We start from the raw sequence: 25,242 nt of genomic DNA, 5'->3' as shown, positions 1-25,242 counted from the left end.
ATTCTTTCATCTTAAATAGCTTTTTGATCTTAAATTATTATCCCGTATATTTTAGTATTGTAAAGTACTGCTTGTCAAGCCCCGCCGCCTCTCTATTTATAAAAGTTTTCTCAAATCAAAGTGATAAAGTGCGAATTTGAACGAATTTCCGCAAAATGTATCGTCCGTATACCCGAAACTACATAGTTTTACTTGCGGAATCGTCACGATTCACCTATACTGATGAGATAGAGATATTTTACTATATAAATAAGACTATAAGAAAGGTTATCATATATATGTGGATTGCAAATGACTGGAAAGAATACGAAGTAATTGACACTTCCTGCGGCGAAAAGCTGGAACGCTGGGGAAAATACACGCTGGTGCGCCCGGACCCACAGGTTATCTGGGATACCCCGAAGGTAAGCCGTGGCTGGAAAAATATGAACGCCCACTATCACAGAAGCAAAAAAGGCGGTGGAGAATGGGAATTTTTTGATCTGCCACAGCAGTGGGATCTTCATTACAAAGATCTGACCTTCCATCTGAAACCATTCAGTTTCAAACATACCGGACTTTTCCCAGAGCAGGCAGTCAACTGGGACTGGTTCGGAGATAAGATCCGTAAAGCAGGACGCCCGATCAAAGTTCTGAATCTTTTTGCCTATACAGGCGGTGCGACTCTGGCTGCTGCCGCCGCCGGCGCACATGTTACACATGTTGATGCCTCCAAGGGTATGGTCAACTGGGCAAAAGAAAATGCGGCTGCATCCGGACTCACCGAAGCACCGATCCGCTGGCTGGTGGATGACTGTGTAAAGTTTGTAGAGCGTGAGATCCGTCGTGGAAATCACTACGACGCGATCATCATGGACCCACCATCCTATGGACGTGGACCAAAGGGCGAGATCTGGAAGATCGAAGAAGCCATCCATCCTCTCATTAAACTGTGTGTGCAGCTTTTAAGCCCGAATCCGCTGTTTTTCCTGATCAACTCCTATACGACAGGACTTGCTCCGGCTGTGCTGACCTATATGCTCGCAACAGAGCTTAAGGATTTTGACGGACATGTTGATTCTCAGGAAATCGGACTTCCTGTAACATCCAACGGACTGGTGCTGCCATGCGGTGCATCCGGAAGATGGGAAGCAAAATAGAATATTTTAATTCTTCTGAAAATTAACAATTTTTATCATTATTTTCTTGAATCTGCTGATACACAGAGATATAATACAGTTATCAAGAACATATCAGGAGAGGTGAAAATAATGACGGAAGAACACCCAAACGATACTCTTCCCTACACCTGTACTCCGGCCTATGACCGCAGCAACTGTGGGAATTGTGTCTGCGCCACCTGTTATGAACAGGAATTCTGCAACCGCTGCAGCTCCTGTGAAAATCTTTCCCGTAAGAAAGAATCCTGCAACAGCTATGAAGGCGCATATTGCTACTAACAAAAAAGATACTGACCGCTTTTTTAATTGTGTCAGTATCTTTTTTGTGTTCTTAAACTGTTTTCCGTTCTTTCGGGAAGGTCATGGTAATCTCGCTTCCCTTGTCTATTTCACTGGCCAGATCCAGAGTTCCTCCCAGGAAACCTACACCATGTTTTACAATAGAAAGACCGAGACCGGTACCTCCGATTTCTTTGGAGTGGCTCTTGTCCACGCGATAGAATCTTTCAAATACGCGCTTCTGATCTTCTGGCGGGATTCCTATACCGTTATCTTTGACTCGAATCTCTACCTGTTCGCCCAGATCACGCAGATGAATACTTACTGTACCGTCCTCTTTATTATATTTGATTCCATTATCGCAGAGATTATAAATAATTTCATCCAGAATCGGACGCACGCTGTACAGCATCGTTTTATCCCCGTCAATATAAAAATGAACGTTTTTCTTATCAGCAATCTCTTTCAGTCTCCCACACACATCTCTGACAACCTGACAAACATCCAGCTCTTCCCAGTCATACGGAGTTTCTCCCTCATCAAGCTGAGACACCCGGATCGTATCTTCAATCAACGCGATCAGACGCTGGGCTTCATCATATATTCTGCCTGCAAATTTCTGTACATCTTCCTGTCTGACCATACCATTTCGGATGATCTCTGCAAAACCGGATACTGCAGTCAAAGGCGTCATCAGCTCATGCGAAACATTTGCTGAAAATTCTCTGCGAAGCTGTTCACGTTCTACCTTTTCTGTCTCATTGATCAACAGAAGAACCGCACCTTCCACCCGTTGTTCTCTGGTAACAGGGTTCGCGATCATCTGAATAACTTCACCGCCCAGATGCAGGCGCACACTTCCATGCTCTCCACGCAGAACCTGTTCGATCATAAGACGGAATTCTTCACCACGATTCAGCGAATAAACGCATTCCCCAATCCTTGGTTTCTGCATCTGAAACATTTTCCATGCACTGGAATTTCCCGACAGGATCATTGTATAACTGTCGATCACAAGGAGACCTTCCTGCATGTTTTCTGTAATGATCGTAAACTCTTCCTGATTTCGTCTTGCAGCTTCCAGCTGACTTCTGATCTGTCTGTTCTGCTTATATATCTTACTTAAAAGAGGGCCTACTTCTTCATAAATCTGATTTTCCTCCGGATGCTCAAGATCTACATTATTGATCGGCTCCACAATTTTATTTGCCATATGCATAGACACAAGACCAGCCAGTATCAGCATCACGACTGCAATACCGATCATCGGCGGCACCATCTCCATAAGAAGCACCCATACCGAAAACTGCGTACTGGAAACACGGAGCACTGTATTGTCTGAAAGGCGCAGTGCATAGTATATCGTCTTCTGTGACAGTGTTTTTGAATCACGTTCTGCACGTCCGCTTCCTGATTTCAACGCTTCCTGAATTTCTTTACGGTCACTGTTATTTTCCATAGAAGAAGCATCTGCCTGATTATCATAAAGAACCGTTCCGTCCTCTGCGATATACGTAATACGGTCATCTTTTTCTTTAATCTGATTCAGATAATCCACACCGTTCTGTTCTACTCCATATGCCAGATATGATGCTTCTTTTCCCAGTTCTGTATTGATCTGTTTGCCGAAATGCTGATAAAGGATTGCCATCACACATGCAATCCCAAATATCAGCACAACCACTGCCACCAGTATATTTGATTTAAAAATTTTCTTTGTCACGTTATCAGCCTCCCATTTGGTGCTCATTGTTTCTGTGTTCGCCTGTAATCGCATACTCGACCCACTCAGCAATATTCACCGCATGATCTCCGATTCGTTCCATATATTTTGCAGTCATCAAAAGATCCAGTCCTGCTTTTGCATCCAGATTCTGGTACATCAGCTCTGCCAGTTCCTCTTTGATCTGATTAAATGCATCATCAACCTGATCATCATCATTGATTACTTTTCGGCAGAGTTTCAGATCACGTTTTACAAAGGCATCGACACTTTCTGTAACCATGTTGACCGTCATTTCTGCCATCTTTCCAATCAATGGAGGAATTTCAACGTGTTTCTCATCAATATACTTTGAAAGGTCTGCAATATCTGCTGCCTGATCTCCGATTCGTTCCATATCTGAGATCATTTTCAGTGCTGCGGAAACCTCTCGTAAATCTCTTGCTACCGGCTGCTGGTGGAGCAGGATCCGCATACAGAGATTCTCAATCTCACGTTCTTTTGTATCAATTTCTCTGTCTGTCTCAAAGATTGCTTTAATACAATCCTCACCCCGGATTGCTTTATTAGAAAGAGAAATTGCTTTTTCGCAAAAGCTTCCCATCGTGATAATCTGCACATGAAGTGCTTCAAGCTGCCGTTCGAAATGCGTTGCCATAATCAACCAAACCTCCCTGTAATATAGTCCTCTGTTCTCTTGTCTTTCGGCATGGAAAACAGAGTATCTGTATCGCTGAATTCTACAACTTCTCCCAGAAGGAAGAATGCTGTTTTATCAGAAATTCTGGTCGCCTGCTGCATATTATGCGTAACGATCACGATCGTATATTTTCCTTTTAGTTCCATTGCAAGCTCTTCGATCTTTGATGTAGAGATCGGGTCAAGTGCAGATGTCGGCTCATCCATCAGAAGCACTTCCGGCTCAACTGCCAGTGCTCTTGCAATGCAAAGTCTCTGCTGCTGTCCACCGGACATACCCAGCGCACTTTTCTTTAATCTGTCTTTTACTTCGTCCCAGATTGCTGCATCGCGAAGAGATTTTTCTACGATTTCATCCAGTTTGGCCTTGGATCTGATGCCATGTGTTCTCGGACCGTAAGCTACATTATCATAAATACTCATCGGGAACGGATTCGGTTTCTGGAATACCATTCCGACTCTTTTTCGGAGAATATTTACATCCATGTCACTATAAATATCTTCTCCGTCAAGTTCTACTTTTCCGGTAATCTTACATCCCTCAACAAGGTCATTCATTCGGTTCAGAGACTTCAGAAGAGTTGATTTTCCACATCCACTCGGTCCGATAAAAGCAGTTATTTCTTTTTCCGGAATATGCATATTGATATCATGTAATGCATGAAAATTCCCGTAAAAAAGGTTCATATCTTCAATAGAAAGTTTAATATTATCACTCATGTTTCGTTATCCTTTCGCGATACGTTTTGCCACCATACCGGACAAACTGTTAATCAGTAATACAAATAACAGGATCACAACCGCAGTTGCAGATGCCTGATTCATGTGAAAGCCTTCACTGGAAAGTACATACATATGAAGTGCCAGTGTACGGCCGGACCCCATCAGATTCGGTACCTGTGCAACCGTTCCTGAAGTGTAAAGAAGAGCTGCTGTTTCACCGATGATACGTCCGATTGCAAGGATGATTCCTGCAAGGATTCCAGGTACTGCAGACGGCAGCACGATCGTAAAAATCGTACGAAGCTTGCCTGCTCCCAGACCGAAGCTTGCCTCTCTGTAAGAATCCGGAACTGCTTTCAATGCTTCTTCTGCGGTTCTCATAATCAATGGAAGAACCATGATAACCAGTGTACACGCACCGGCCAGAAGTGACATTCCCCAGTGAAGTGCTGTTACGAAAAACAGCATACCAAACAGACCATATACGATAGACGGAATACCTGAGAGTGTCTCTGCCGTAATACGAATAACCTGTACCAGTTTATTGCCTTTTTTTGCATATTCTACAAGATAAATTGCTGCGAAAATTCCGAGCGGTGCAGCAATCACCAGCGATAAAGCTGTCATGATAAAGGTATTGATCAGTGATGGCATAAGAGATACATTGTCGGATGTATATTCCAGGCTGAAAAGATCCGGTGTCAGATACGGAATACCTTTTACAAGGATATATGCTACCAGAAAAAGAAGTACTGCAAAGGTAACTATTGCCGCCCCGATCGTAAGGAGTGCAAGTACTCCTGAGCCAGGATGACGCAGATACGAACGAATGCGGTCTGCTGTTGATGTCTGATTTCTTTTTTTCATATGTTCCACCGTCGGTTCAACTACTGCTGTATTAGTTTGCATTCTCTGACCTCCTGTTCAGTAAAGAAAGACTCAGGTTGATGATCAGGATAAATACAAAAAGTACAACTCCTGTTGCAATCAGTGCTTCTCTGTGAAGTCCGGTTGCATAACCCATTTCAGTTACGATATTTGCTGTCATTGTACGAAGACCTTTGAGTAAACCTGCGGGCATTCTTGCCTGATTTCCGGCTACCATGATCACCGCCATTGTCTCACCGATCGCACGACCGATTCCGAGAACTACAGCTGCCAGAATACCGGATTTTGCTGCCGGAAGCATAACCACAAAAATACTTCTTTCTTTTGTTGCCCCCAGTGCAAGTGAACCTTCATAATAGCTTTCCGGTACACTTCGAAGAGCGGATTCAGTCGGTCCGATAATTGTCGGAAGAATCATGATTCCCAAAAGAAGGGATGCTGCCAGCCAGCTTGTACCGGTTCCTCCGAATGTGTTTCGAATAAGCGGTACCATCAGTACAAGACCAAAGAAACCATAAACTATGGAAGGAACTCCTGCCATCAGTTCAATTCCGGATTTCAGCGGACGATAAATTTTCTGCGGACAGTAGCGTGCCATAAATACAGATGTAAGTAAGGCAATCGGTACACCCACCAGAATTGCGCCGCCTGTTACATAAATACTGGCAATGATCATCGGGAAAATTCCAAATTTGTCATTGGATGGTTTCCAGACTGTTCCGAGTAAGAATTTCAGCGGTCCGATCTTGGCAATCGCCGGAATTCCATTGGCAAACAGGAACAAACAAATCAGAAATACTGCCAGGACTGAAGCACAGGCAGCCACCATAAATACAATTTTCATGGCCTGTTCTTTAAATCTATTCATACAGGACTCTTCCTCTCTCATAATTATCATCGGATGCGCACCGCCGGCACGTCCCTGATATGTAATGCAGGACATACACGAAGCCCGGTGACCCGGGCTTCATCTTCTGTCGTTTTGTATCGGTCTTACTTATTTAGCCAGATCTTCCCAGTCTGTTGTCTCACCTGTGAAGATTGCTTTTACCTGATCACTGGTCAGCTCATCAATATCATTGTCATTGTTTACTACAACTGCGATGCCGTCTCTTGCAATTTCAGTTGCTGTAAGATTTTCAGTTGTTTCTTCGTCTTTCAGTTCACGGGATGCCATACCGATGTCACAGATACCTTCTGCTGCGGATGTGATACCTGTTGTGGAATCGCTCTGCTGTACTTCTACTGTGATCTTGCCACCGTTTGCTTTTTCATATGCTTCTTTCAGTTTTTCCATAACCGGTGTTACAGAAGAAGAACCTGCAACTACGACTTTACCTTCTGCATCACTCTGCTCATATGCTTTTGCATCATCTGCTACTTTGATGTATCCGTTGTCTTCCACGATCTGCTGTCCGTCGGAGCTCAGAATGTAGTTTTCGAAATCTTTTGCTGCATCACTGAGTTTGTCAGTTGTTATGATGTTGAATGGACGGGATACTTTGTATGTATCATTTGCCACGTTTTCTGCGGATGCTTCTGCACCGTCAATCTTTACTGCTTTTACTGTATCATTCAGAGAACCAAGGGAAATGTAACCGATTGCATTCTCATCGCCTGCAACTGTTGTCATCATAACGGAAGTGCTGTTTGTGATACTTGCATCTTCTGTTGTCATATCAACTTTTTCATCACCCTGTTTTTCTTCGATTCCGAACAGTTCGATGAATGCTCCTCTTGTTCCGGATCCGTCTTCACGGGAAATTACATCAATAGTTCCGCTTGCTGCGCTTGCAGTTGCTGCAAATGCGGTTGTTCCGATAAGTGCTGCTGTAACGATTGCTAAAAATTTTTTCTTCATGATAAAATCTCCTCTTTATTTTGCTATATTCAATTGTTTTCCTCATTGACAAGTGCAAGTATAAGGGCGAAAAGTAAAATGCATAATCATAACACTGTAAAATGTTTGTAAAAATGAATTTATATTTTGACAGCATAACGCAAAAAAGCTCCTCAGACAGCCTTGTTAATTGCCGTCCGGGAGCATTTATATGCTTTTTGTTATTATATTCTGTTGTTGTATTTTATACCATACCGTTTACGGTTTTGTACTTGTAAAGCATCTCTGCGTGGTTCTGCTCTTCTACCTGAATGTCTGCAAGCAGCTTGCGCACACCACTGTCGCCAAAAGCAAACACTTCTGAATTATATTCTCCGGAAACAAGCTTTTCTGTCGCAATACAGTCAGTTGCCAGAAAAGCATCCTGCTGTTTGTCCTCCAGAGAACTCATTGCAGTATAAGCAGCTTTCGGCTGATAGTCCCTGCCGTCACTGTCGTTACAGTTACACTGCGGAACTTCTCCGCGAAGTACACGATCCAGAGATTCGTAATGTTCTCTTTCTTTCTGCTGCAAAGTCTGAAAAAGATTTTTCAGTTCCGGATCTTTTGCCTGTTGCGCATATCTTCCGTATTTTTCAATACAGCTTTTTTCCTGTGTCTGTAAGTCCTGAATCGTTGTGCGTTCTTTTTCTTTTAATATCATCGTATCCGCTTCCTCTCTTTTTATTTGCAATACGGTGATAGTATCTGGAAGAAAACGGATTTTATGCATGATTTCGGAAATCTTTTTATAAGATATTTTTCAGTCCCGCAAGCTCATAGATGATATAATCAGCTACTTTTCCACCATTATTTTGCCGAATGGCACTTTTATCCCCAGAGTGCACAAACCAGCATGTGGACATCCCGTAAGCCTGTCCGCCTTCAATATCTGCGGTCAGGGAATCACCGATCATCATGCATTCCGATGGCAGAACATCCGTAAATTCTTTCATGCAGCCGTCAAAAAACTGCCGGCTGGGTTTATCCGCCCCAACTGTCTCAGAAACAAAACAGTGTGTAAAATATTTCAACATATCCGCACTTTTCAGACGGTTGATCTGCTGATCATAAGGACCGTTGCTTGCAGCACAAAGGCAATATTTCTTCTTATATAAATACTTGAGAATATCTTTTGCCCCCTCTTCCGGGACTGCACTTAAATGAAGAAGCCTGCGGAATTCTTTCTCCATCTCCACACCGTCTGCGGTAAGTCCGAGATGTCGGAGCACCGTCTGCCAGCGCACATAAAAGAGGTCGTCCATCGTCAGTTTCCCGAGTTCGATCCGACGCCAGATTTTATTATTTTCTTCTTTAAATACCGCAAACATTTCCGGACGGTACTTAAGTCCTGCTTTTTCAAAGCACAGATTCATCGCCCATGCAGCACCTGCATCAAAATCCAGAAGTGTATTGTCTATATCCAGAAAGAGGACCTTTATCTTATGATCCATGTAAATTCTCCTTTGTTTTTTGTAACCCCTCATCATTTTTCAGTTTAAATGCAGTAAGATACCTTTATGATCCAGAAGACAACCGGAAGCATCGCCTGTACAGTTCTGCTTCACAAACACGAAACTGTACTTCAGGCATAATTTTTACCGGTTGCACTTCTGTTCTTTTCTGCTAAAATAGACTTAACGGGTCAGGTTTTCCTGGCCCTTAATTCAATTTGCAGGGGGAATTAATAATGAAAGAAAAAGGAAGTAGTTTTTCCGGCTCGATCGGTTTCGTTCTTGCCGCGGCCGGAAGCGCCGTAGGTGTGGGAAATATATGGCGCTTCCCATATCTCTGTGCGAAAGACGGCGGTGGTCTGTTCCTACTGGTTTATCTGGTACTGGTGCTTACCTTCGGATTCGTTCTGCTCACAACAGATATTGCGATTGGGCGAAAAACCAAGAAAAATGCACTCCGGGCGTTTGAAGCACTCAAGCCGAAATGGAAGTTTCTCGGTAAACTGACATTTCTTGTGCCGGCATTGATCATGACATATTACTCTGTCATCGGTGGCTGGATCACAAAATATTTTCTTACCTATATTATCTCCGATGGAAAAGATGCCGCAGCTGACGGGTATTTTACATCTTTTATCACCTCAGACATCGCACCGATCGTATTTATGCTTATTTTTCTTGCACTGACCGCATGGGTCGTATATCGTGGCGTAGAAAAAGGAATCGAGCAGTTTTCAAAGATCATTATGCCTGGCCTGATTTTACTTATCCTGATCATCGCAATCTTTTCACTGACGCTGACACACACCGATACAGACGGAAGTGTCCGTACAGGTCTGCAGGGACTTGCTTTTTATGTAACGCCTGATTTCAGCGGTCTTACCGTGAAGCGCTTTCTTGAAATTCTTCTGGATGCCATGAGCCAGTTATTCTTTTCTCTGAGTGTTTCCATGGGTATCATGATCACTTACGGATCCTATGTAAAAAATGAAGTCAATCTGAACAAGGCGACCAACCAGATTGAAATTTTTGATACGGGCGTTGCTTTTCTTGCAGGAATGATGATCATTCCGGCTGTATTCGTATTTCTCGGCACAGACGGCATGGCTTCCGGACCAAGCCTGATCTTTATCTCACTGCCCAAAGTCTTCAATGCCATGGGATTCCTCGGCCGTCCTGTCGCAGTCGCGTTCTTCCTGATGATGGGCTTTGCGGCGCTGACATCCTGCGTTTCCGTCATGGAAACTCTGGTTGCTAACTGTATGGAACTTTACCATAAACCGCGCAAAAAAATGTGCGGTGCTGTCGGTATTTATTCGCTGATCACCGCAATTCTGATCTGTCTCGGATACAACAAACTGTACTTCGAACTTAGCCTTCCAAATGGTTCCGTCGGACAGCTTCTTGATGTCATGGACTACATCAGCAACAGCTTCCTGATGCCGTTTATTTCTCTGCTGACCAGTATTCTGATCGGCTGGGTAATCGGACCTGACTGGATCGTCGGAGAGGTAGAACGAAATGGCGAGCATTTCAAACGTGCCGGTCTGTACCGTTTCATGATCCGCTATGTCGTGCCGGTCGTAATGCTGATCCTGTTTCTTGTATCCACCGGATTCACAGATCTGGTTTTCTGAAAAAAGTCCCCCGGGCAATAAACCCGGAGGATTTTTTCAGACTGTAATTTTGAACCAGTCTTTTTCTTCAAATTCAACAACTGTGCAGTCATTTGCGTATGTACATTCCGGAAGAATGATCATCGCATGAAGTTCATCATTGTTAAGCGGAAGTGGACAGAGATGCCAGATTGCCGCATTGATTTTTACCATGTATCCTTTCGGCACGATAAATGCTTTCGTCAGTTCCGGAACAGGTGTACCGCCGGATGCCGGTGCAACATGAATGATCATATCATCATCCAGTGCCACAATGCCTTCCCATGTCGTTGTATGATATTCTGCCATTTTGACAATTCTGTCGTCCTTACGGACTGCGATCGGAGAAAATGCCATGCTGCCTACACAGGTTCCGGAAATGCGGTCCGGATAAAACTTATGGATTTCTCCTGACAGCGGATATCCCTCCGGTTCTGTCATATTGCAGAATGTGCCGTATGGTGCAAAATCTGCTGCGTTGATCTTGACTGCTTTTACTTCTCTCATTGGAAAAACCTCCTCTTGTTCTGTAAAAAATCCCCATTGATATTTCAATGCATTTAGTATAACACATTCCTTTATTTTTTTGCCAGTGTATGTTCGTATATTTCCCTGTCATAATCTTTAAATACATTGAAAATTACTTTTTTTACGCTGGTTTCTTTTTGTAAAAATTCTCTCACTGTCCGAACAGCAATCTCGGCTGCGCGTTCCTTCGGGAAATGAAATTCACCTGTGGAAATGCAGCAGAATGCTACGCTTTCGAGATGATTCTGCGCTGCAAGTTCGAGGCAGGAACGATAACTTTCGGCAAGCAGTTCACAATCTTTCTCCGTCACTCTGCCATAAATGATCGGTCCTACCGTATGCAGGATATAACGACACGGCAGATTATATGCGGCAGTGATCTTCGCCTGCCCTGTCGGTTCCTCATGCCCCTGTGCTTTCATCATCTGTGCGCATTCATAGCGAAGCTGCGCACCTGCAAAGGTGTGGATGCAGTTGTCGATACACTTGTGATTCGGTGCATAACATCCGGTCATTCCACTGTTCGCCGCATTGACGATCGCGTCACAGCGAAGCGTAGTAATATCACCCTGCCAGAGATAGATTCCCTGCTCGACCGGAGTGAGATCAGCAAGCTCTGTGATGCCTTTTTTCTCTGTCTCCTCTTTCAAATACTCATCCTGAATCTTCAGAAATTCTCTGCTGAGCACCTTCGGTGCACGTACATTAAGAAGTCCACGAAGGAGATCCTTCTGCCCCTGTGAATCTTCCGGAATCGAATAATTGCTGTATTCTTTTTGCTCGTTTAATAACTTCTGGATCAGATATCTTCTTCTCTCACTCTGGTTCATGCTATCACCTCTTTTATTCTATTACAGTCTATGCCAGATTAGCCGGTCCGAACCCAAGCGGAAGAAGTTCTTTTAAGGTAAAGACATCATATTTATCTTTGCTGACAGCCAGAATGATCTTAAATGTTTCCGGATCACAAAACTCCATCATTACCTGTCTGCACACACCACACGGGGCCGCATACTCTGTAAGAACCCCCTCCTTGCCGCCAACAATACAGATAGCATCAAACTCTTTCACCCCTTCGCTGACTGCCTTAAAAAAAGCGGTTCTTTCCGCGCAGTTTGTTGGAGTATAAGCTGCATTTTCAATATTGCACCCTGTATAATACCTTCCATTCTTTGTCAGAAGTGCCGCTCCCACATGGAAATGTGAATACGGTACATAAGAATAATCCAGTTGCTTAATTGCCAGATCAATCATTTCTTCAATCTGTTTTTTGTCCATGATTCTGCCTGCCTTTCTGAGTCTCTCTGAATCGTCCGGTTTTATTTTCTTTTTTCCTGTTCTTTATCTGCACGGATCAGTTCACGAATTGCCTCTACTGCAACTTTAATTGCTTTGTCCGTGTCATGCACTACCGGATTTTCCAGCCCTGATTTTTCTCTTTCCTGATTGGCAATCACAAGGAAGCAGGCTCCCGCACGTACTCTTAAGTAATTTGCCACAACAAACAGTGCCGCAGATTCCATCTCAGAAGCAAGACAGCCTAGACGTTTCCAGGCTTCCCATTTATTTATCAGTTCATAGCTGACAGGTTTTACCTCTGGTTCATGCTGACCATAAAATGAATCTTTAGACTGTACTACTCCTGTATGAAATTCACAGTGTTCTCTCTTTGCACCTTCCACAAGCGCATTGATCACTTCCAGATTTGCCACTGCCGGAAATTCAATCGGAGCATACTCTTTGCTGGTACCTTCCATACGAATAGAGCCTGTCGCAACAATCACATCGCCGCTCTTTACTTCCGGCTGCATTCCGCCACATGTTCCTATGCGGACAAAAGTATCCGCACCACAACGATAAAGTTCTTCCATTGCAATTGAAGCTGACGGACCGCCGATACCTGTAGAAGTCACACTTACCTTTACACCATCCAGTGTTCCTGTATAAGTTACATATTCTCTGTTGTCTGCTACAAAAACCGGATCATCAAAATACTCCGCGATCTTTTTGCAGCGTTTCGGGTCTCCCGGCAAGATCACGTAACGGCCGACCTCTCCCTTTCCCACCTGAATATGATACTGTTTGCTTGCATCTTCTGAGTAATTTTTCATGTTCGCTTCCTCCTTTTCCGGTTGATAAGAACAATCATTTAATCTATATTAAGTATAAATGCCATTGAAAGCTTTTTCAACCATTCCTCCATCATTTGTCGCAGAACCACCGATTGTTATAGAAATATCATGGAAGCCTTTATTTAAAGCATCCAGAATCATTTCACCTGTTCCATAGGAGGTTGTATACCCCGCTCAAACAGCAATATGGCATATTATTATTCCGTGGATAAAATTATTGTCAAATAAAAAAGAACGGAAGTATTTTGAGGCGTACCTCAATTTCCCAATACTTCCGTTCTTTTTATTGTCTTTACTGTAATTTAAACTGTACATATACCGGATCATGGTCTGAATAAGAATAACCGGTATTGATATTTTCATATTTCGTACATTCAATGTTGTCAGAAACAATAAAACCATCCAGGGTGACCGTATATGTCTCGCCCGGAATATATTCCATATCTGCATTACGTGCACTGTCCCACAGGGAAGCACGCTCTTCATCACTCAGCTGGTCAATACAGAAAGAAAAATGATCCGGAAGTTCTGCTCTCGGAAACGGATATGCCCATGATTCTCTCTCTGCGGAATCGTCCTCAGCCGCCTTCAGATCATGGTTAAAATCACCTCCACAAAGCACATAATTACCTGCATCGTATTCTTTCTTCATATCTGCCGTAAGCATCCGGATCTGGCCTTCCCGGATCTCGTCACTGTTTCCATACGCAGACATATGAAGTTCAAAAATCACCAGTTCTTTTCCGTTGTCAACCGGAACGCGAGAGATGCTGTAGCAGCGGTCCAGATCAAAAAACTTGCTGAAAGAAGTGGATACCGGGAAACTCCTTCGCAGAGAATCCGTCACCGGATATCTGGAAAACAGAGCAAGCCCGGATTTACTGCTGCCATGCGGCTGTGTAAAAGGATAAAACAGAAACGCAGAATCGTAATTCTGTGCAAATACGCAGTCATAATCTGGCATACAGTCTTTCAGAATAGAATATTCATTCACGTGATAGCTTCTTGTAGAATCCAGATCCACTTCCTCGATCAGTGCAAAATCCGGATCATAAGATGTAACCAGATCTCCGGCTCCCTGAACTGTCTCTAGAACGCTGTCTTTACTCTTTGCCCAGGAAGATTTCCCGCCATCCATAAAGAAGCTGAAGTCCGGCGTGTATGCTCCAAAACCAATGTTGTATGTAAGCGCAGAATACTCTTTGCCTGTTGTAAGTTTCGCATCTGCCTGCTCCACGCGGGACTCCACCTCAAGCGGCAGATTGTCTTCGATTCGATGATAGCTCGCATAAAGATAAATAAGATATGCAAGAAGTACAATTACAAGAATGCTAATGATGATACCAATGATCTTAAAAAATTTTTTCGCTGTTTTCATGGTTTTATCCTCGTTTCCTCGTTATCCACAGAAATGTACATGTAAATATGATTCCTTTTACGATTGATGTCACGGAAAGTGCCCACCAGATTCCGCTGAGTCCGATCAGACCACCCAGTATGATTGCAAGTGGAATTCTTGCGCTGGTAAAGGTAATACTAATGATACTGCAAAGTCTCGTCCTGCCTAGTCCGGACAAGGCCCCGACGGTCGTCAGTTCCACGCACATAAAAGCCTCGCTGAAACCAATAATCACCAGATAGCCGACAGCCGTTGCGACTGCTTTCGGTTCATGAAAAAAGATATCTGCAATTGCCTGAGGAAAACAGATAAATACAAAGCTGATCAGCAGTCCCCAGATACCTACCGTCCACAGAGACGCGCGATATCCTTTACGGACACGATCCATCTTTCCGGCGCCATAATTCTGTGCAATAAAGGCATTCAGCGCTGCCGCAAAACCATCCGCCGTATTCCATGAAATAGATTCGATCTGTCCGCCGACTCTCTGCGTGGCAACGGCTTCGGCACCGTAGGCAGATACCATTCGCGTCAGTACCATGGAAATCGCACAGTAAGCCATACCCTGAATTGCAGTCGGAATGCCAATCCTGCAGATACCACTGAGATATTCTTTTGGAATTTTCGCCGTCAGACTGATGCCTTTTAATACATTCTCTTTCTTTTGTATGAACACACCAAGGATCATAATCGTCATAACGATTGCCTGAGCTGTTACTGTTGCGATTGCGGCGCCGACCACTCCAAGCTTCGGAAACGGTCCCGGTCCGAGGATCAGCACAGGATCAAGTATCATGTTTGTGACAAGTCCGATCAGATTTGCCAGAAACGGTGTCTTCGAATCACCCTGTGCCGTATACAACCCTGTCATTGTCAGCGTCAGAAACGAAAATACGATCAGACCACACGCAATCTTTGTGTAAGCTAACGCTGCGGTCTGTGCCTCCGGATCCGTCAACTGAAAAAATCCGACCATCTGCCGTGTAAACAAAAGCGAAATAACCGCGTATGCCATTCCCATAAGTGTCGCAAGCTGTACTGCTGCCTGAGCAAATCTATGTGCTCTGTCACGTTCACCGCGTCCGATGCACTGTGCTACCTGCACCTGCCCACCCATTCTTGCCATAGCTGCCAGTCCCTGCGAAAACCAGGTAAACATACCGCCGACACCTACTCCGGCAACTGCCTTCGACCCAAGAAGTCCAATCCATGCCATGTCTGTAATATTATATAAGGTCCCGAGAAACGAAGAAGCCATGATCGGAATCGCCAGCTTCGTCAGTGTCTTCAGAATAGGACCTTTTGTTAAGTTTCCTTCCATTCTCTTCCCTCATCCGTTTTTATTCATCCATCCAGTACTCCTATTATACATGGTTCATGTTCCATTTTCATTATAATTCTGCTAATTATATAATTTCTTTACGGCAACAAAGCTGGTCAGATTTGACTCCTGACCAGCACACAAAACATATCATTTATTAGTCTTTATCCATTCCACAATTACATCTTCATCTACCTGTAGCGCCTGGGCAATCTTCTCTACCGGAAACTTCATTTTATTCATCATTACCGCCGTTTCCTTTGCTTTCTGCAATTCTCCTTCTTTTATTCCGGCCTCATATTCTGCCTTTCGAAGCTTCCGTTCTTCTTCCTCTTTGTCATACTCGAATATACTCAATACTTAGAAGCTTTATCTTTTTCTATGGGAATATCCATCTTTTTGCATTTCCTCACATAATCTGTTTATAAGATGGCTTAACATGAACATCATTGTTTCATATTTCATAAAAGACATAATATTCTGATCACACAGAAGTTTCAGTTCTGGCTCAAATTCATCATCGCTGCTCCAGAATTGTAATATTACACTTAACTCCTGAAAAACCGGCAATTTGTAGCCTACATCTGATTTACCAAAGGGCACACCGCCAAGTTTTTCACATGCACGTGCAAGTTCTGGTTCCTGATGATCAAATGTACCTTTTATGCTGTCAAAAATATTATTTCTTCCAAATGTGCTTTTCAGGCTACTTAATGAATCAATAGAGACATATTTTTTAAATGCAAGTGCCGGTTCTCGAGATAAAATGTCATACAATGTCATTGCTTCATTATAATCGGCTTCGGTACCATCATCGGCTCGCAGGATAATCCCATTTTCTACATTAATAGCATAGTCTCTTGCTATAAAACGGACATAAATATTTTTTGCATTTATGACAAGATTCCATTTTTCCGCTGCCAATACAAGATCTTTCTGTGCAAAAACATCTCGCATTCGGTGTTTCATAATCTCATAATTAGATTCTCTTTGCATATTTCTTTCCCCATAAATTTCCGTCAGCTGCCAAAAACTCACACCACGTTTTATTGTGATGTGAGTTTTTAACGTTTATTTATACTTCACCGCTGTTCCGTAAGCAATCACCTCTGCGGCACCGGACATGACCTGTGAAGATCCGTACTTTACACCGATCACTGCATCAGCATCCATCTCTTTGGCCTCGTCGACCATACGCTTTGTGGCAATCTGTCTTGCCTCGTTCAGCATCTCCGTATAACCGACGATTTCCCCGCCGACCAGAGTTTTCATACCTGCCATAAAATCTCTGCCGACATTTTTTGTCTGCACAACTGTTCCTTTTACAATTCCAAGTGGCTCAAAATCCACACCCGGAATATACTCAATACTTAGAAGCTTCATCCTCTTCTCCTCCTTCGATCTCTTTCATTCTTCCTGCAAGTGCTACGAGTGTTCCCACAATGATCACTGCCGGAATCCCTGCTATAAGCAGAAGCATTCCCAGTGGGATCGGATCCTGTGTGTTTGCCCAGAATACGATTACGATCGTAATCAGCATAAGCAATATCATAACTGCCGCACCTATGATCGCCCCGTTTCTTTTTTTCTTATGGACATCCATTTTGTTTATATCCATAAACTTTGCACCTTCTTTCTCCATCTGCTCAATTTCTTCCAGACAGTCCTCCGCATTGAGAGAATCCAGTGACCGGTGTTCCAGAATCAGGCGTTCGCAGATATCCTGCATTTTCGAAAGACCCTCCTTACGGTGTTCCAGTTCTTTCAGATGCTGTTCGAGGCAAATCTGCAGGCTTTTCTTTTTTTCGAAGAGAGCTTTCATTTCTTCTATGGAAATATCCATCTTGCGGAACAGTTTGATTTCCATAAGCCGATCGACATCTGCCTGATGATATTCCCTGTACCCGTTTTCTGCACGTGCTACATTGAGTAATCCCTGCTCTTCATAAAAACGGATATTTTTTCTTGTGATTCCAACCAGCTCTTCCACCTGTTTGATTTTCATACTGCTACCTCTTACTTTTCTGACAGCCCCGGAAACCATTCACGTCGCTGTCTGTATCTGTTTTATACAGCTTCCATAAGGTGGAAGGTCAAGTGTTTTTTCAAATTTCTTTATTTTTGTATATAAATATGCCGCTTTCTCTGAACCACTGCTATTTGTCACTCTTTAATATTGTGACAATGGATGCCAGCAAAAGGAGCATCGGATAAAAAAGCTTCGGCATAATCTGAAAAGCAGAAATTTCACTGCCCAGCTCATTAACTGCCGAAATTGCCACGAGCATCTGTGCACCATATGGAATGATTCCCTGAAAGATACAGGAAAATGTGTCGAGAATTGACGCTGTCTTTCGTGGTGTAATGCCATACTCCTGTGCCATCTCTTTTGCGATCGGATTTGCCATCACAATTGCAACTGTGTTGTTTGCCGTCGCAATATCCATCGCACCAACCAGAAGTCCCATGCCAAGCTGCCCGCCTTTTTTGCCTCGAAAAATCTTGTGAATCCATCCAAGCAGCGCATCAAATCCACCATATTCACGAATCAGGGCACACATCGCCGCAACAAGAATCGCTACCATGCATGTCTCAAACATTCCAGATACACCAGAACCCATGTTTGTCAGAAGTTCCACCGGGGTGATATGTCCTCCGGCAAGCATGATAACAGCTCCTGACACAATTCCGGTCAAAAGAACCACAAATACGTTGATGCCGATAATTCCACCGATCAGCACCAGCACATACGGAAGCACCTGAAGCAAATGATAGGACTGCGTGACATGTCCTTTTATTTCTGTCTGAAAAGAAAGAATAAGAATCACGGCCAGTGTTACGACCGCCGCCGGAAATGCGATCCAGAAATTTTCCCGGAATTTATCTTTCATTTCACAACCCTGTCCGTTGCATGCCGCAATCGTCGTGTCGGAAATAAATGAAAGATTGTCTCCAAACATTGCTCCGCCCATAACCGATGCCACACAAAATGCAAGATCAAAACCAGACGCTTTTGACACTGCTGTCGCAATCGGTACCAGAAGTGTAATCGTTCCAACTGAAGTGCCCATTGCCACAGAAACGAAACAGGCCACGACAAATAATACCGCCACGGAAAATCTTGCCGGAATCAGTGTCAGCATGCAGTATGCCACACTTTCCGCGCTGCTTCTTCCTACTACGCCGACAAAAGAGCCTGCTGCAAGAAAAATCAGAAGCATTGTGATGATATTTTTGTCCCCGACACCACGTGCCATAAGCTCCAGTTTTTTATCAAAATCTACTTTTCGATTCTGCAGGCATGCGACCAGAATTGCCGCAAGAAACGCAACAACAATCGGCACATTATAAAATCCCATCGGAATTTTCATTACATATTCAAATAAGATACCCAGCCCCAGATACAATACAAGAAATACCCCGATCGGCAGAAGTGCAATGGCATTGCCTTTTTCTTTCTTCATTATCAAAATTCCCTCCTCCATTTAGTAAAGTAAAAAAATATGGGAAGTCTAAGCTTCCCACATAGAAATCTTTATCTCTGTAATTATAATAGGTTATTTCACCACTCCTGTCAATTACAATCCCAGAACCCTTACCCAAAATAATTTAAGTGTCACCGTTCACAGCAACTATATATCCTATAAAATATCGTGTGATTGATTCCGAGTAAATTTGCCACCTGCTGTTGGTTAATAAATTCTCGTTCCGTTTGTACGACATATTCAAATATCTGTAATACCGGTCTAAATATATTTCCACACAACAGAAAAAACCTGGAAACCTTACGGTTCCGGGGTATCTTACGTTTGGACACAATGTACCTTGCGGTACTCTATATATAATTAGTTATTCTTACTCAATAACTGTAGCAACACGTCCTGATCCTACAGTACGTCCACCTTCACGATACTTTAATCCCGTTTTACCCTGCATTTTTTATGTTTTTCTATCCAAAATACAGTGAAAAATGGCTGATTTACATGCTCTATTTTTATTTGCCTGATTTCTTGGCACCGTTTTGGCACCGGAAACTCTGGTCGAAAAAATTCTTTTTTACAGTTGCCCTACTCTCATCTGTCAACTTCATATTGCGCCGACAGTTTCAGGCTGTTATAATCAGAATATGAGTGCTACCATAACGGTAGGCGGTTAGTCCTTCAACAGAGGGACTGTGGTCTACACTCCGTTACGGTCGGTGCTAAACGAGTGCCACCGGCACTCAGCACCCCTCTGATTACATAGAAACCCGAAAGGGAATCCACTGGAAAGGAGGGCTAAGCCATGAGTATTGTTGATTTTATAGCTGTGGTTAGCTTCGGCTTAACCTGCTTTAGTATCGGATATACACTAGGCAAAGATAATCATAAACCACAAAAATAACCGCCCGGTCTGCAAACTAAGCGGTTATCTTTGATATCTTAATAGTAAAACGGACTAACCGTCTATCGGTAGCACTCTTTTTCTATAATCATATTATCACGCATCTGTGAAAATGTCAAAAAGTTCTTTTTCCATAGTATGTAATACGAATTTGAAAATACTTATAAGCCGAAAAAATACACCAGTACCAGCTTGATCACAGCAGCTCCACCAAAAGCAACAACTGCAGTTACAACTAATTGCATAGGTTTTGGGAAATTTTCGAACACAAAAACTTTCCTACTCTTGCTCCGCACCTTGCTTAAAGATCCTGTCGTAAATGCTGCCATCATTATGACTGACACAGATACCAAGGTCTCACAATAGCCGGCAAGCTTTCCTAACACATCATTATACATATATGCACCTGTTTCATGCAGAATCCAGTATAGAACCAATGCACAAACTCCCATGACACTTTGGAGCTTCATTTCCTTAAAAATCTTCTCTTTCTCTGTAGTTGCATAATCTGACATTGTTTTAGCAATTTTTCTTTCTTCTTCGTTCATCATCTCGCTTTTCCTTTCTCCACTGATAATCTCAGGAATGCTGATATCATAATAATCTGCAATATCCACAAGAATACTGATATCCGGCATATTGTTTCCGCTTTCCCTTAGTTAAAGATATGAACCCTCTTTATCAATCTACTTTTCCAATAAATCGGTAGTATATCTCTATTTCCTGTATTCTTTCGTTCTCCTCATTCGTTGTTGCCTCATGAATAAGGATTTTTTCTATCATTGCATTTAATAATGGTGCTGTCAGTTCCTTTGGTACGGAATACTCCTTGATTAACTCAATCCACTTTTCAGCACCTATCATATCCTGTTCCATTTTACTTAATTCTTCTCTTAGGTTGGTTATCTGCTGTTCCAGTTCTATCTGCTCTTTTTGATATTTCCCCGACAGCATGATGAAGTTTCGTTCCGTTATCTTCTCACAGGCTCTATCTTCATACATTTTCGCAAATAAACGGTCAATCTCATTTTGTCGGTTCTCGGCTTTCCTCAAGGCACTTGCCTTTTTCTTCTTTTCCCGTATTCGCTCTGCATTGCCGACTTTCTGTATCTTATGCAATACCTTTTCTTCGTCCTGCTGTACTGCCTTAGCCCAATACTGCAATCGTTCCAATACAGCTTGATACAGCACGTCATAACGAATGTAGTGCATAGAACAATTACCTTTACCAAACTGCCCGTAGTAACTGCAAGCATAATAACTATACGGTGTTTTATTTGCCTTATTTGTCGCAAACCTCATAGACCAACCACAATCCGCACACTTGACAAGCCCTGCAAATATCGGCGTTGCCTTTTCCTTTGTCTGTCTACGCCTTGATTTTATCTGCTCCTGTACACGATAGAACACTTCCTTGTCAATAATCGGTTCATGCGTGTTTTCTACTCGAAACCATTCGCTTTCGGGTTTTCGTACTTTCTTCTTGCTTTTGAAAGAAATGGTTGACTGTCGATTATGAACGCTGTTCCCGATATAGACTTCACTTTTCAATATCGCCTTTACATGAGCAATCGTCCACTCATAACGCTTGCTTTCGGGCTTTCCCTCAAAGATATGAGCAAAAGTACCATACCTTGTAAAATTCAGCCAAGACGCTGTCGGGACTTTTTCTTCTCGCAGTATTTTTGTGATTTTTGCACTTCCGTAACCTTGATAAGCTAGGGAAAAGATTTTTTCAATAATCCATTTTGTTTCATCATCAATCAACAGTTTCCCTTTGATGTCGGGGTGTTTCTTATATCCTAACGGAGCATAAGCCCCATAATACGCACCCTCTGCAAATTTTGTCTTAAACGCTGATTTCACTTTACGGCTCGTATCTCTTGCTACCCATTCATTGATGATGTTCTTAAATGGTGCAATCTCACTTTCGCCTTTTTCGCTGTCTACACCGTCGTCAATCGCTATGTAACGGACATTATGGCTGGGAAAATACAATTCAGTATATTGCCCTGTCATAATATAATTTCTGCCAAGTCGTGATAAGTCTTTTGTTACAACACAGTTGATTTTTCCTGCCTCTATATCCTCAATCATTCTTTGAAAGCTCGGTCTTTCAAAATTTGTTCCCGACCAGCCGTCATCAATATATTCATCAATCACATTCAAATGATGTTCTTTTGCATATAGACGCAACATACTTCTTTGTGTGGTAATGCTGGAACTTTCGCCCTGTAATTCATCATCTCGGCTTAACCTAAGATAAAGTGCAGTATTGTAAATCTGTTGTTTCATTGTCAGTTATCCTCCTTTATAACTAACCCGTGTTTACAATACCTGCTTGCAAGTAAAGTATAACACGGGTACTTTTTGTCATTCAATCTATTTCTTACAACTGCACCGATTTTATGCGATTGTCTGCTTTGCTTTTTCCAACATGACATCCGTTAGAAGTTCTTCCATTGTCTTTCCCTTTTCGGAAAAATGCTCTTTTACAACAATCTTTGTCTTTCCTCTGTTGCCAATGCCACACTTGCCATTTTTCTTTTGAATTGTTTTTACAGCATTATCAATAACACATACCCCCTTTCTGTAAAATCTTTCTAAGCAATTCAACGGCTTTTGTCATAGCCCACAGGAGTTCCACCTCTGCATAGTTCTTATGTAGCCGTACCCATTGCGTGCGACGCTCTGAACGCTCAAGCTGTGGCTGTACGGGAGTATCATTATCTGACAGCACAGGTCATAGCGATAAAAGAGGACAAGTCTTTTACAAGAACACAGATAGGTTATCGCTCGCTTTTGCAGGGGAAAGGTCATGGCGTATCTGTTTCAACGGCTCGCTGTCTGTCAAACGTATTGAATTGCTTTATTCAGTTGTCAAAGAACGATTGAAAGAAGAAAATCATCTTTCCTATATACCGCGTTGGAAAAGAGGAGAAATGTAACTAAAATTCAAAACTTTTTCCCTTTTTCACTACTATCTGTACAGCAAACGTCCATTTGCTAAGTTGAAATAGAAAAATTTTAACTTCTTTTCATGCACCATATAGGGATAGCAAGTATCGGTTTGCTAAGTTGATGATGAAAAAAGATTGTTTTTCTTTCCACGCCCTAACTCCCCATACACTACCGTTCCTGCCAAAAATGGAATGAAAGATTTTCTTTGCTCCATATAGGGAACGGAAACTACGGATTGTTAAGTTAAAAATGAAAATAGTTTCTTCTTTCACACCATATAAGGACAGCAACCACCGATTTGATGACCTGTTTTCAAAAAAAGTTTCGATTTTCTTTCCTCGCACCATATAAGGAATAGAAGTCTTATTTTGTTGCAGGTTTTTCAAAAAAATTTCAATTTCTTCTTACATTCCGTATCTGTACACCAAAGGAAGATTTTATGACCTTATTTAAAAAGTTAGATTTCCTTTCCTCGCACCATATCTGTACACAAGTAGCCGTTTTGTTGCAGATTTTTTGAAGAAATTAAAAAATACCGTCATTCCTTTGTGGAACAGCGGTATCTTTCTCAATCATATCTGCTATATCTGTTGTCATTTGTTTGATTTTTAATTCCTGCTTTTCTGTTAGTCTTGTATGCCTGTCGATTTCTTCCAGATACTTTGCTCCTGTTTTCTTTTCAATCTCTTTTATCATCAATAAAGAGGGCATGACCTGTCTTTCTAACCAGCGTTTTGTTTTATCCATATTGACAGCAACAGGTGTCATAATAAATGGAAGTGAAGTCGTTACATTATCTAAAAATATATCCCATAAAATATAATCGGGAAAATCTATTTGTGTGAGGATAAGATTTGCTATGGTCTGTTCGGGATTTCTTGAAAAAACAAGTTGTTCTATCGTTTGTTCTGCTTTTCCATTTTTCAAACGAATTTCAAAGCGGTTCTTAATGTCTGTTTTTATGCCCTTGCTTTTTTGTTCCTTTTCTTTTTCATACAAGCAAAAGTAAATAGAACTACTCTTTGAACCAATATAAAAAGTTTTTGCAGTATCTCCATTTGTACCCGATAATTTTCCGCTGTCTACTGCTTCATGGGTTCTTGAACGTTTCCATACCTTGTTGGCATAATAGCGTTCCCTTAGAATTTCTATATCCAGCAATCCGCCCATATCATTGATTGCTACCCCCCTGTTAGATAACGGGGGCTTTGAACGGCTCGCAAGCTCGCCGAACCGCCGAAGCGAACCGCCCCCTTGCAAGCATGGCGGAAAAATCTTAAGGATTTTCCCGCCAACGTGGTCGGATCGCTCCGTCGGTTTAACAGCTTTTCTGTTTCTCTCTAGTTATCTACGCATATAAATCAAATCGGTTATTCCGTTATAAGTCTGTGTTTTACAAAGCCTTAACTTTATTTCCCTGTCTATGTTGCCCAAAAGACGAACCCCATTTCCTAACAGAGTAGGAATAACAGAAATGTAATATTTATCAATCATATTTTTGCTTACCAACTGCTGAACAAGATTTGCTCCGCCACAAATCCAAATATCCTTTCCTGCTTCTTGTTTTAGCCGTTCCAATAATAAAACAGGATTTTCACTTGTAAAATGAATTTGTTGGGAAGAATTGCACTCTTTATGTGTTAATACATAAGTTGTAAATTTATTATATACCCATTCTTGCGGAGAAAGTTCAGTAACAACCTGATGAGAAGTATTCCACCCCATTAAGACAGTATCTATATCTTTGGTAAGCTCGGTTCCCATGAGTATTCAGTTGAATAGAGTGCTTTGTGAAGATCTGCAACATACTTTTCTTCACCTTGTCTATATGGTCTGATTGTAAAATTCATTATAGCATCCTCCACCAACTTACGATTGAGATTTCACCTGTTTTAAGAAATTTAATAACTGTTATATTTTATTATTAAATTCTTCGCAACCCCTTGAAAACACTGGATTTGTCGCAGGTGAGCTTTCCCTTATTATTTCCCTTGTGTTATATCGTCCCATCAGTGTTTATGCACTCTGATAAGGGCAAATACAAGGGCAAGAAAAATC

27 protein-coding genes and 1 pseudogene are annotated in these 25,242 nt (G+C 42.3%); 3 read left to right on the top strand and 25 right to left on the bottom strand.

The genetic code is table 11. The features are described from left to right. The first annotated feature begins 278 nt into the window (after positions 1-278). Both H8Z79_RS00140 and H8Z79_RS00135 read left to right on the top strand, forming a co-directional pair. Positions 279-1,139 (top strand): class I SAM-dependent methyltransferase, encoded by an 861-nt coding sequence (locus H8Z79_RS00140; RefSeq protein WP_118039278.1) that lies wholly within the window; start codon positions 279-281, stop codon positions 1,137-1,139. 111 nt (positions 1,140-1,250) lie between these two features. Beyond that, positions 1,251-1,439 carry a hypothetical protein gene (locus H8Z79_RS00135; RefSeq protein WP_015541762.1) on the top strand — a complete coding sequence of 63 codons (189 nt, stop codon included), beginning with the start codon at positions 1,251-1,253 and terminating at the stop codon, positions 1,437-1,439. Between the two features lie 52 nt (positions 1,440-1,491). Here H8Z79_RS00135 and H8Z79_RS00130 read toward each other — a convergent pair whose 3' ends face one another. The 8 genes from H8Z79_RS00130 to H8Z79_RS00095 form a co-directional block, all read right to left on the bottom strand. Continuing rightward, positions 1,492-3,162, bottom strand: coding sequence for a sensor histidine kinase (locus H8Z79_RS00130; RefSeq protein ID WP_118039277.1), 1,671 nt, complete (start codon positions 3,160-3,162; stop codon positions 1,492-1,494). 4 nt (positions 3,163-3,166) lie between these two features. Beyond that, the gene (gene phoU, locus H8Z79_RS00125; RefSeq protein WP_118039276.1) at positions 3,167-3,820 is read right to left on the bottom strand and encodes a phosphate signaling complex protein PhoU; all 654 of its coding nucleotides are present in this window, start codon (positions 3,818-3,820) and stop codon (positions 3,167-3,169) included. A gap of 2 nt (positions 3,821-3,822) precedes the next feature. Further along, entirely contained in the window at positions 3,823-4,581 is a 759-nt protein-coding gene (gene pstB / locus H8Z79_RS00120) for a phosphate ABC transporter ATP-binding protein PstB (RefSeq protein ID WP_015541760.1), read from the bottom strand. Positions 4,582-4,587: 6 nt separating this feature from the next. Continuing rightward, positions 4,588-5,451, bottom strand: coding sequence for a phosphate ABC transporter permease PstA (gene pstA, locus H8Z79_RS00115; RefSeq protein ID WP_118039427.1), 864 nt, complete (start codon positions 5,449-5,451; stop codon positions 4,588-4,590). A gap of 31 nt (positions 5,452-5,482) precedes the next feature. After that, positions 5,483-6,340 (bottom strand): phosphate ABC transporter permease subunit PstC, encoded by an 858-nt coding sequence (gene pstC / locus H8Z79_RS00110; protein ID WP_072523394.1) that lies wholly within the window; start codon positions 6,338-6,340, stop codon positions 5,483-5,485. Between the two features lie 129 nt (positions 6,341-6,469). After that, a complete protein-coding gene (locus H8Z79_RS00105) occupies positions 6,470-7,333 on the bottom strand; it encodes a substrate-binding domain-containing protein (protein WP_117943743.1) in 864 nt (287 codons plus the stop codon). Between the two features lie 223 nt (positions 7,334-7,556). Further along, the gene (locus H8Z79_RS00100) at positions 7,557-8,015 is read right to left on the bottom strand and encodes a ferritin-like domain-containing protein (protein ID WP_118039275.1); all 459 of its coding nucleotides are present in this window, start codon (positions 8,013-8,015) and stop codon (positions 7,557-7,559) included. An 85-nt stretch (positions 8,016-8,100) separates the two neighbouring features. Further along, entirely contained in the window at positions 8,101-8,805 is a 705-nt protein-coding gene (locus H8Z79_RS00095) for an HAD family hydrolase (RefSeq protein WP_118039274.1), read from the bottom strand. A gap of 236 nt (positions 8,806-9,041) precedes the next feature. On the opposite strand from H8Z79_RS00095, the gene H8Z79_RS00090 reads away from it, so the two are divergent. Continuing rightward, a complete protein-coding gene (locus H8Z79_RS00090; RefSeq protein ID WP_015541754.1) occupies positions 9,042-10,442 on the top strand; it encodes a sodium-dependent transporter in 1,401 nt (466 codons plus the stop codon). 36 nt (positions 10,443-10,478) lie between these two features. Here H8Z79_RS00090 and H8Z79_RS00085 read toward each other — a convergent pair whose 3' ends face one another. The 17 genes and pseudogenes from H8Z79_RS00085 to H8Z79_RS00005 form a co-directional block, all read right to left on the bottom strand. After that, on the bottom strand, positions 10,479-10,967 hold the full coding sequence (locus H8Z79_RS00085; RefSeq protein WP_118039273.1) for an ureidoglycolate lyase: 489 nt from the start codon (positions 10,965-10,967) through the stop codon (positions 10,479-10,481). 71 nt (positions 10,968-11,038) lie between these two features. After that, positions 11,039-11,818 (bottom strand): protein-ADP-ribose hydrolase, encoded by a 780-nt coding sequence (locus tag H8Z79_RS00080; protein ID WP_118039272.1) that lies wholly within the window; start codon positions 11,816-11,818, stop codon positions 11,039-11,041. Between the two features lie 28 nt (positions 11,819-11,846). Continuing rightward, positions 11,847-12,266, bottom strand: coding sequence for a cytidine deaminase (locus tag H8Z79_RS00075; protein WP_118039271.1), 420 nt, complete (start codon positions 12,264-12,266; stop codon positions 11,847-11,849). A 41-nt stretch (positions 12,267-12,307) separates the two neighbouring features. Then, on the bottom strand, positions 12,308-13,099 hold the full coding sequence (gene udp / locus H8Z79_RS00070; RefSeq protein ID WP_118039270.1) for a uridine phosphorylase: 792 nt from the start codon (positions 13,097-13,099) through the stop codon (positions 12,308-12,310). Between the two features lie 81 nt (positions 13,100-13,180). Next, a pseudogene (locus H8Z79_RS00065) lies at positions 13,181-13,285 on the bottom strand (glycerate kinase); the annotation flags it as partial. Positions 13,286-13,412: 127 nt separating this feature from the next. Continuing rightward, complete coding sequence (locus H8Z79_RS00060; protein WP_118039269.1) at positions 13,413-14,498, bottom strand: endonuclease/exonuclease/phosphatase family protein; 1,086 nt, start codon at positions 14,496-14,498, stop codon at positions 13,413-13,415. Positions 14,499-14,502: 4 nt separating this feature from the next. Next, positions 14,503-15,840 carry an MATE family efflux transporter gene (locus tag H8Z79_RS00055; protein ID WP_118039268.1) on the bottom strand — a complete coding sequence of 446 codons (1,338 nt, stop codon included), beginning with the start codon at positions 15,838-15,840 and terminating at the stop codon, positions 14,503-14,505. Positions 15,841-15,990: 150 nt separating this feature from the next. Continuing rightward, a complete protein-coding gene (locus tag H8Z79_RS00050; protein ID WP_118039267.1) occupies positions 15,991-16,197 on the bottom strand; it encodes an RpnC/YadD family protein in 207 nt (68 codons plus the stop codon). A gap of 12 nt (positions 16,198-16,209) precedes the next feature. Next, positions 16,210-16,836 carry a DUF3786 domain-containing protein gene (locus tag H8Z79_RS00045; RefSeq protein WP_015541747.1) on the bottom strand — a complete coding sequence of 209 codons (627 nt, stop codon included), beginning with the start codon at positions 16,834-16,836 and terminating at the stop codon, positions 16,210-16,212. A 75-nt stretch (positions 16,837-16,911) separates the two neighbouring features. Beyond that, positions 16,912-17,223, bottom strand: a complete 312-nt coding sequence (locus tag H8Z79_RS00040; protein ID WP_005423341.1) for a YbjQ family protein — start codon at positions 17,221-17,223, stop codon at positions 16,912-16,914. After that, positions 17,204-17,845 (bottom strand): MerR family transcriptional regulator, encoded by a 642-nt coding sequence (locus H8Z79_RS00035; RefSeq protein ID WP_015541746.1) that lies wholly within the window; start codon positions 17,843-17,845, stop codon positions 17,204-17,206. The genes H8Z79_RS00040 and H8Z79_RS00035 overlap by 20 nt, the downstream gene beginning before the upstream one ends. Positions 17,846-17,996: 151 nt before the next feature. Further along, positions 17,997-19,304, bottom strand: a complete 1,308-nt coding sequence (locus H8Z79_RS00030; protein ID WP_015541745.1) for a Na+/H+ antiporter NhaC family protein — start codon at positions 19,302-19,304, stop codon at positions 17,997-17,999. Positions 19,305-20,384: 1,080 nt separating this feature from the next. Further along, positions 20,385-20,840 (bottom strand): XRE family transcriptional regulator, encoded by a 456-nt coding sequence (locus tag H8Z79_RS00025; RefSeq protein ID WP_187002652.1) that lies wholly within the window; start codon positions 20,838-20,840, stop codon positions 20,385-20,387. 64 nt (positions 20,841-20,904) lie between these two features. Then, entirely contained in the window at positions 20,905-22,518 is a 1,614-nt protein-coding gene (locus H8Z79_RS00020) for a recombinase family protein (RefSeq protein WP_044904667.1), read from the bottom strand. Positions 22,519-22,629: 111 nt separating this feature from the next. Further along, the gene (locus H8Z79_RS00015; RefSeq protein ID WP_002303258.1) at positions 22,630-22,839 is read right to left on the bottom strand and encodes a hypothetical protein; all 210 of its coding nucleotides are present in this window, start codon (positions 22,837-22,839) and stop codon (positions 22,630-22,632) included. An 870-nt stretch (positions 22,840-23,709) separates the two neighbouring features. Next, the gene (locus H8Z79_RS00010; protein ID WP_263970802.1) at positions 23,710-24,444 is read right to left on the bottom strand and encodes a replication initiation factor domain-containing protein; all 735 of its coding nucleotides are present in this window, start codon (positions 24,442-24,444) and stop codon (positions 23,710-23,712) included. 84 nt (positions 24,445-24,528) lie between these two features. Further along, positions 24,529-24,948: a dihydrofolate reductase family protein gene (locus tag H8Z79_RS00005; protein WP_456298196.1), complete on the bottom strand. Its 420-nt coding sequence runs from the start codon at positions 24,946-24,948 to the stop codon at positions 24,529-24,531. Positions 24,949-25,242: the final 294 nt, after the last annotated feature.

It is taken from the genome of Blautia intestinalis (assembly GCF_014297355.1).
Taxonomy (GTDB): Bacteria; Bacillota; Clostridia; order Lachnospirales; family Lachnospiraceae; genus Blautia_A; species Blautia_A intestinalis.
Note: the sequence above shows the minus strand (reverse complement) of the source record. Positions and strands in the feature narration are given on the sequence as shown.

Excerpts from the sequence above, each read along its gene's own strand:
- H8Z79_RS00075 (WP_118039271.1), bottom strand. The coding sequence starts at position 12,266 with ATGGACAAAAAACAGATTGAAGAAATGATTGATCTGGCAATTAAGCAA.
- H8Z79_RS00085 (WP_118039273.1), bottom strand. The coding sequence starts at position 10,967 with ATGAGAGAAGTAAAAGCAGTCAAGATCAACGCAGCAGATTTTGCACCA.
- H8Z79_RS00060 (WP_118039269.1), bottom strand. The coding sequence starts at position 14,498 with ATGAAAACAGCGAAAAAATTTTTTAAGATCATTGGTATCATCATTAGC.
- H8Z79_RS00135 (WP_015541762.1), top strand. The coding sequence starts at position 1,251 with ATGACGGAAGAACACCCAAACGATACTCTTCCCTACACCTGTACTCCG.
- H8Z79_RS00005 (WP_456298196.1), bottom strand. The coding sequence starts at position 24,948 with ATGGGAACCGAGCTTACCAAAGATATAGATACTGTCTTAATGGGGTGG.
- phoU (WP_118039276.1), bottom strand. The coding sequence starts at position 3,820 with ATGGCAACGCATTTCGAACGGCAGCTTGAAGCACTTCATGTGCAGATT.
- pstC (WP_072523394.1), bottom strand. The coding sequence starts at position 6,340 with ATGAATAGATTTAAAGAACAGGCCATGAAAATTGTATTTATGGTGGCT.
- H8Z79_RS00040 (WP_005423341.1), bottom strand. The coding sequence starts at position 17,223 with ATGAAGCTTCTAAGTATTGAGTATATTCCGGGTGTGGATTTTGAGCCA.
- H8Z79_RS00020 (WP_044904667.1), bottom strand. The coding sequence starts at position 22,518 with ATGAAACAACAGATTTACAATACTGCACTTTATCTTAGGTTAAGCCGA.
- H8Z79_RS00140 (WP_118039278.1), top strand. The coding sequence starts at position 279 with ATGTGGATTGCAAATGACTGGAAAGAATACGAAGTAATTGACACTTCC.
- H8Z79_RS00090 (WP_015541754.1), top strand. The coding sequence starts at position 9,042 with ATGAAAGAAAAAGGAAGTAGTTTTTCCGGCTCGATCGGTTTCGTTCTT.
- H8Z79_RS00100 (WP_118039275.1), bottom strand. The coding sequence starts at position 8,015 with ATGATATTAAAAGAAAAAGAACGCACAACGATTCAGGACTTACAGACA.
- H8Z79_RS00080 (WP_118039272.1), bottom strand. The coding sequence starts at position 11,818 with ATGAACCAGAGTGAGAGAAGAAGATATCTGATCCAGAAGTTATTAAAC.
- pstA (WP_118039427.1), bottom strand. The coding sequence starts at position 5,451 with ATGAAAAAAAGAAATCAGACATCAACAGCAGACCGCATTCGTTCGTAT.
- udp (WP_118039270.1), bottom strand. The coding sequence starts at position 13,099 with ATGAAAAATTACTCAGAAGATGCAAGCAAACAGTATCATATTCAGGTG.
- H8Z79_RS00045 (WP_015541747.1), bottom strand. The coding sequence starts at position 16,836 with ATGCAAAGAGAATCTAATTATGAGATTATGAAACACCGAATGCGAGAT.
- pstB (WP_015541760.1), bottom strand. The coding sequence starts at position 4,581 with ATGAGTGATAATATTAAACTTTCTATTGAAGATATGAACCTTTTTTAC.
- H8Z79_RS00035 (WP_015541746.1), bottom strand. The coding sequence starts at position 17,845 with ATGAAAATCAAACAGGTGGAAGAGCTGGTTGGAATCACAAGAAAAAAT.
- H8Z79_RS00030 (WP_015541745.1), bottom strand. The coding sequence starts at position 19,304 with ATGAAGAAAGAAAAAGGCAATGCCATTGCACTTCTGCCGATCGGGGTA.
- H8Z79_RS00055 (WP_118039268.1), bottom strand. The coding sequence starts at position 15,840 with ATGGAAGGAAACTTAACAAAAGGTCCTATTCTGAAGACACTGACGAAG.
- H8Z79_RS00095 (WP_118039274.1), bottom strand. The coding sequence starts at position 8,805 with ATGGATCATAAGATAAAGGTCCTCTTTCTGGATATAGACAATACACTT.
- H8Z79_RS00105 (WP_117943743.1), bottom strand. The coding sequence starts at position 7,333 with ATGAAGAAAAAATTTTTAGCAATCGTTACAGCAGCACTTATCGGAACA.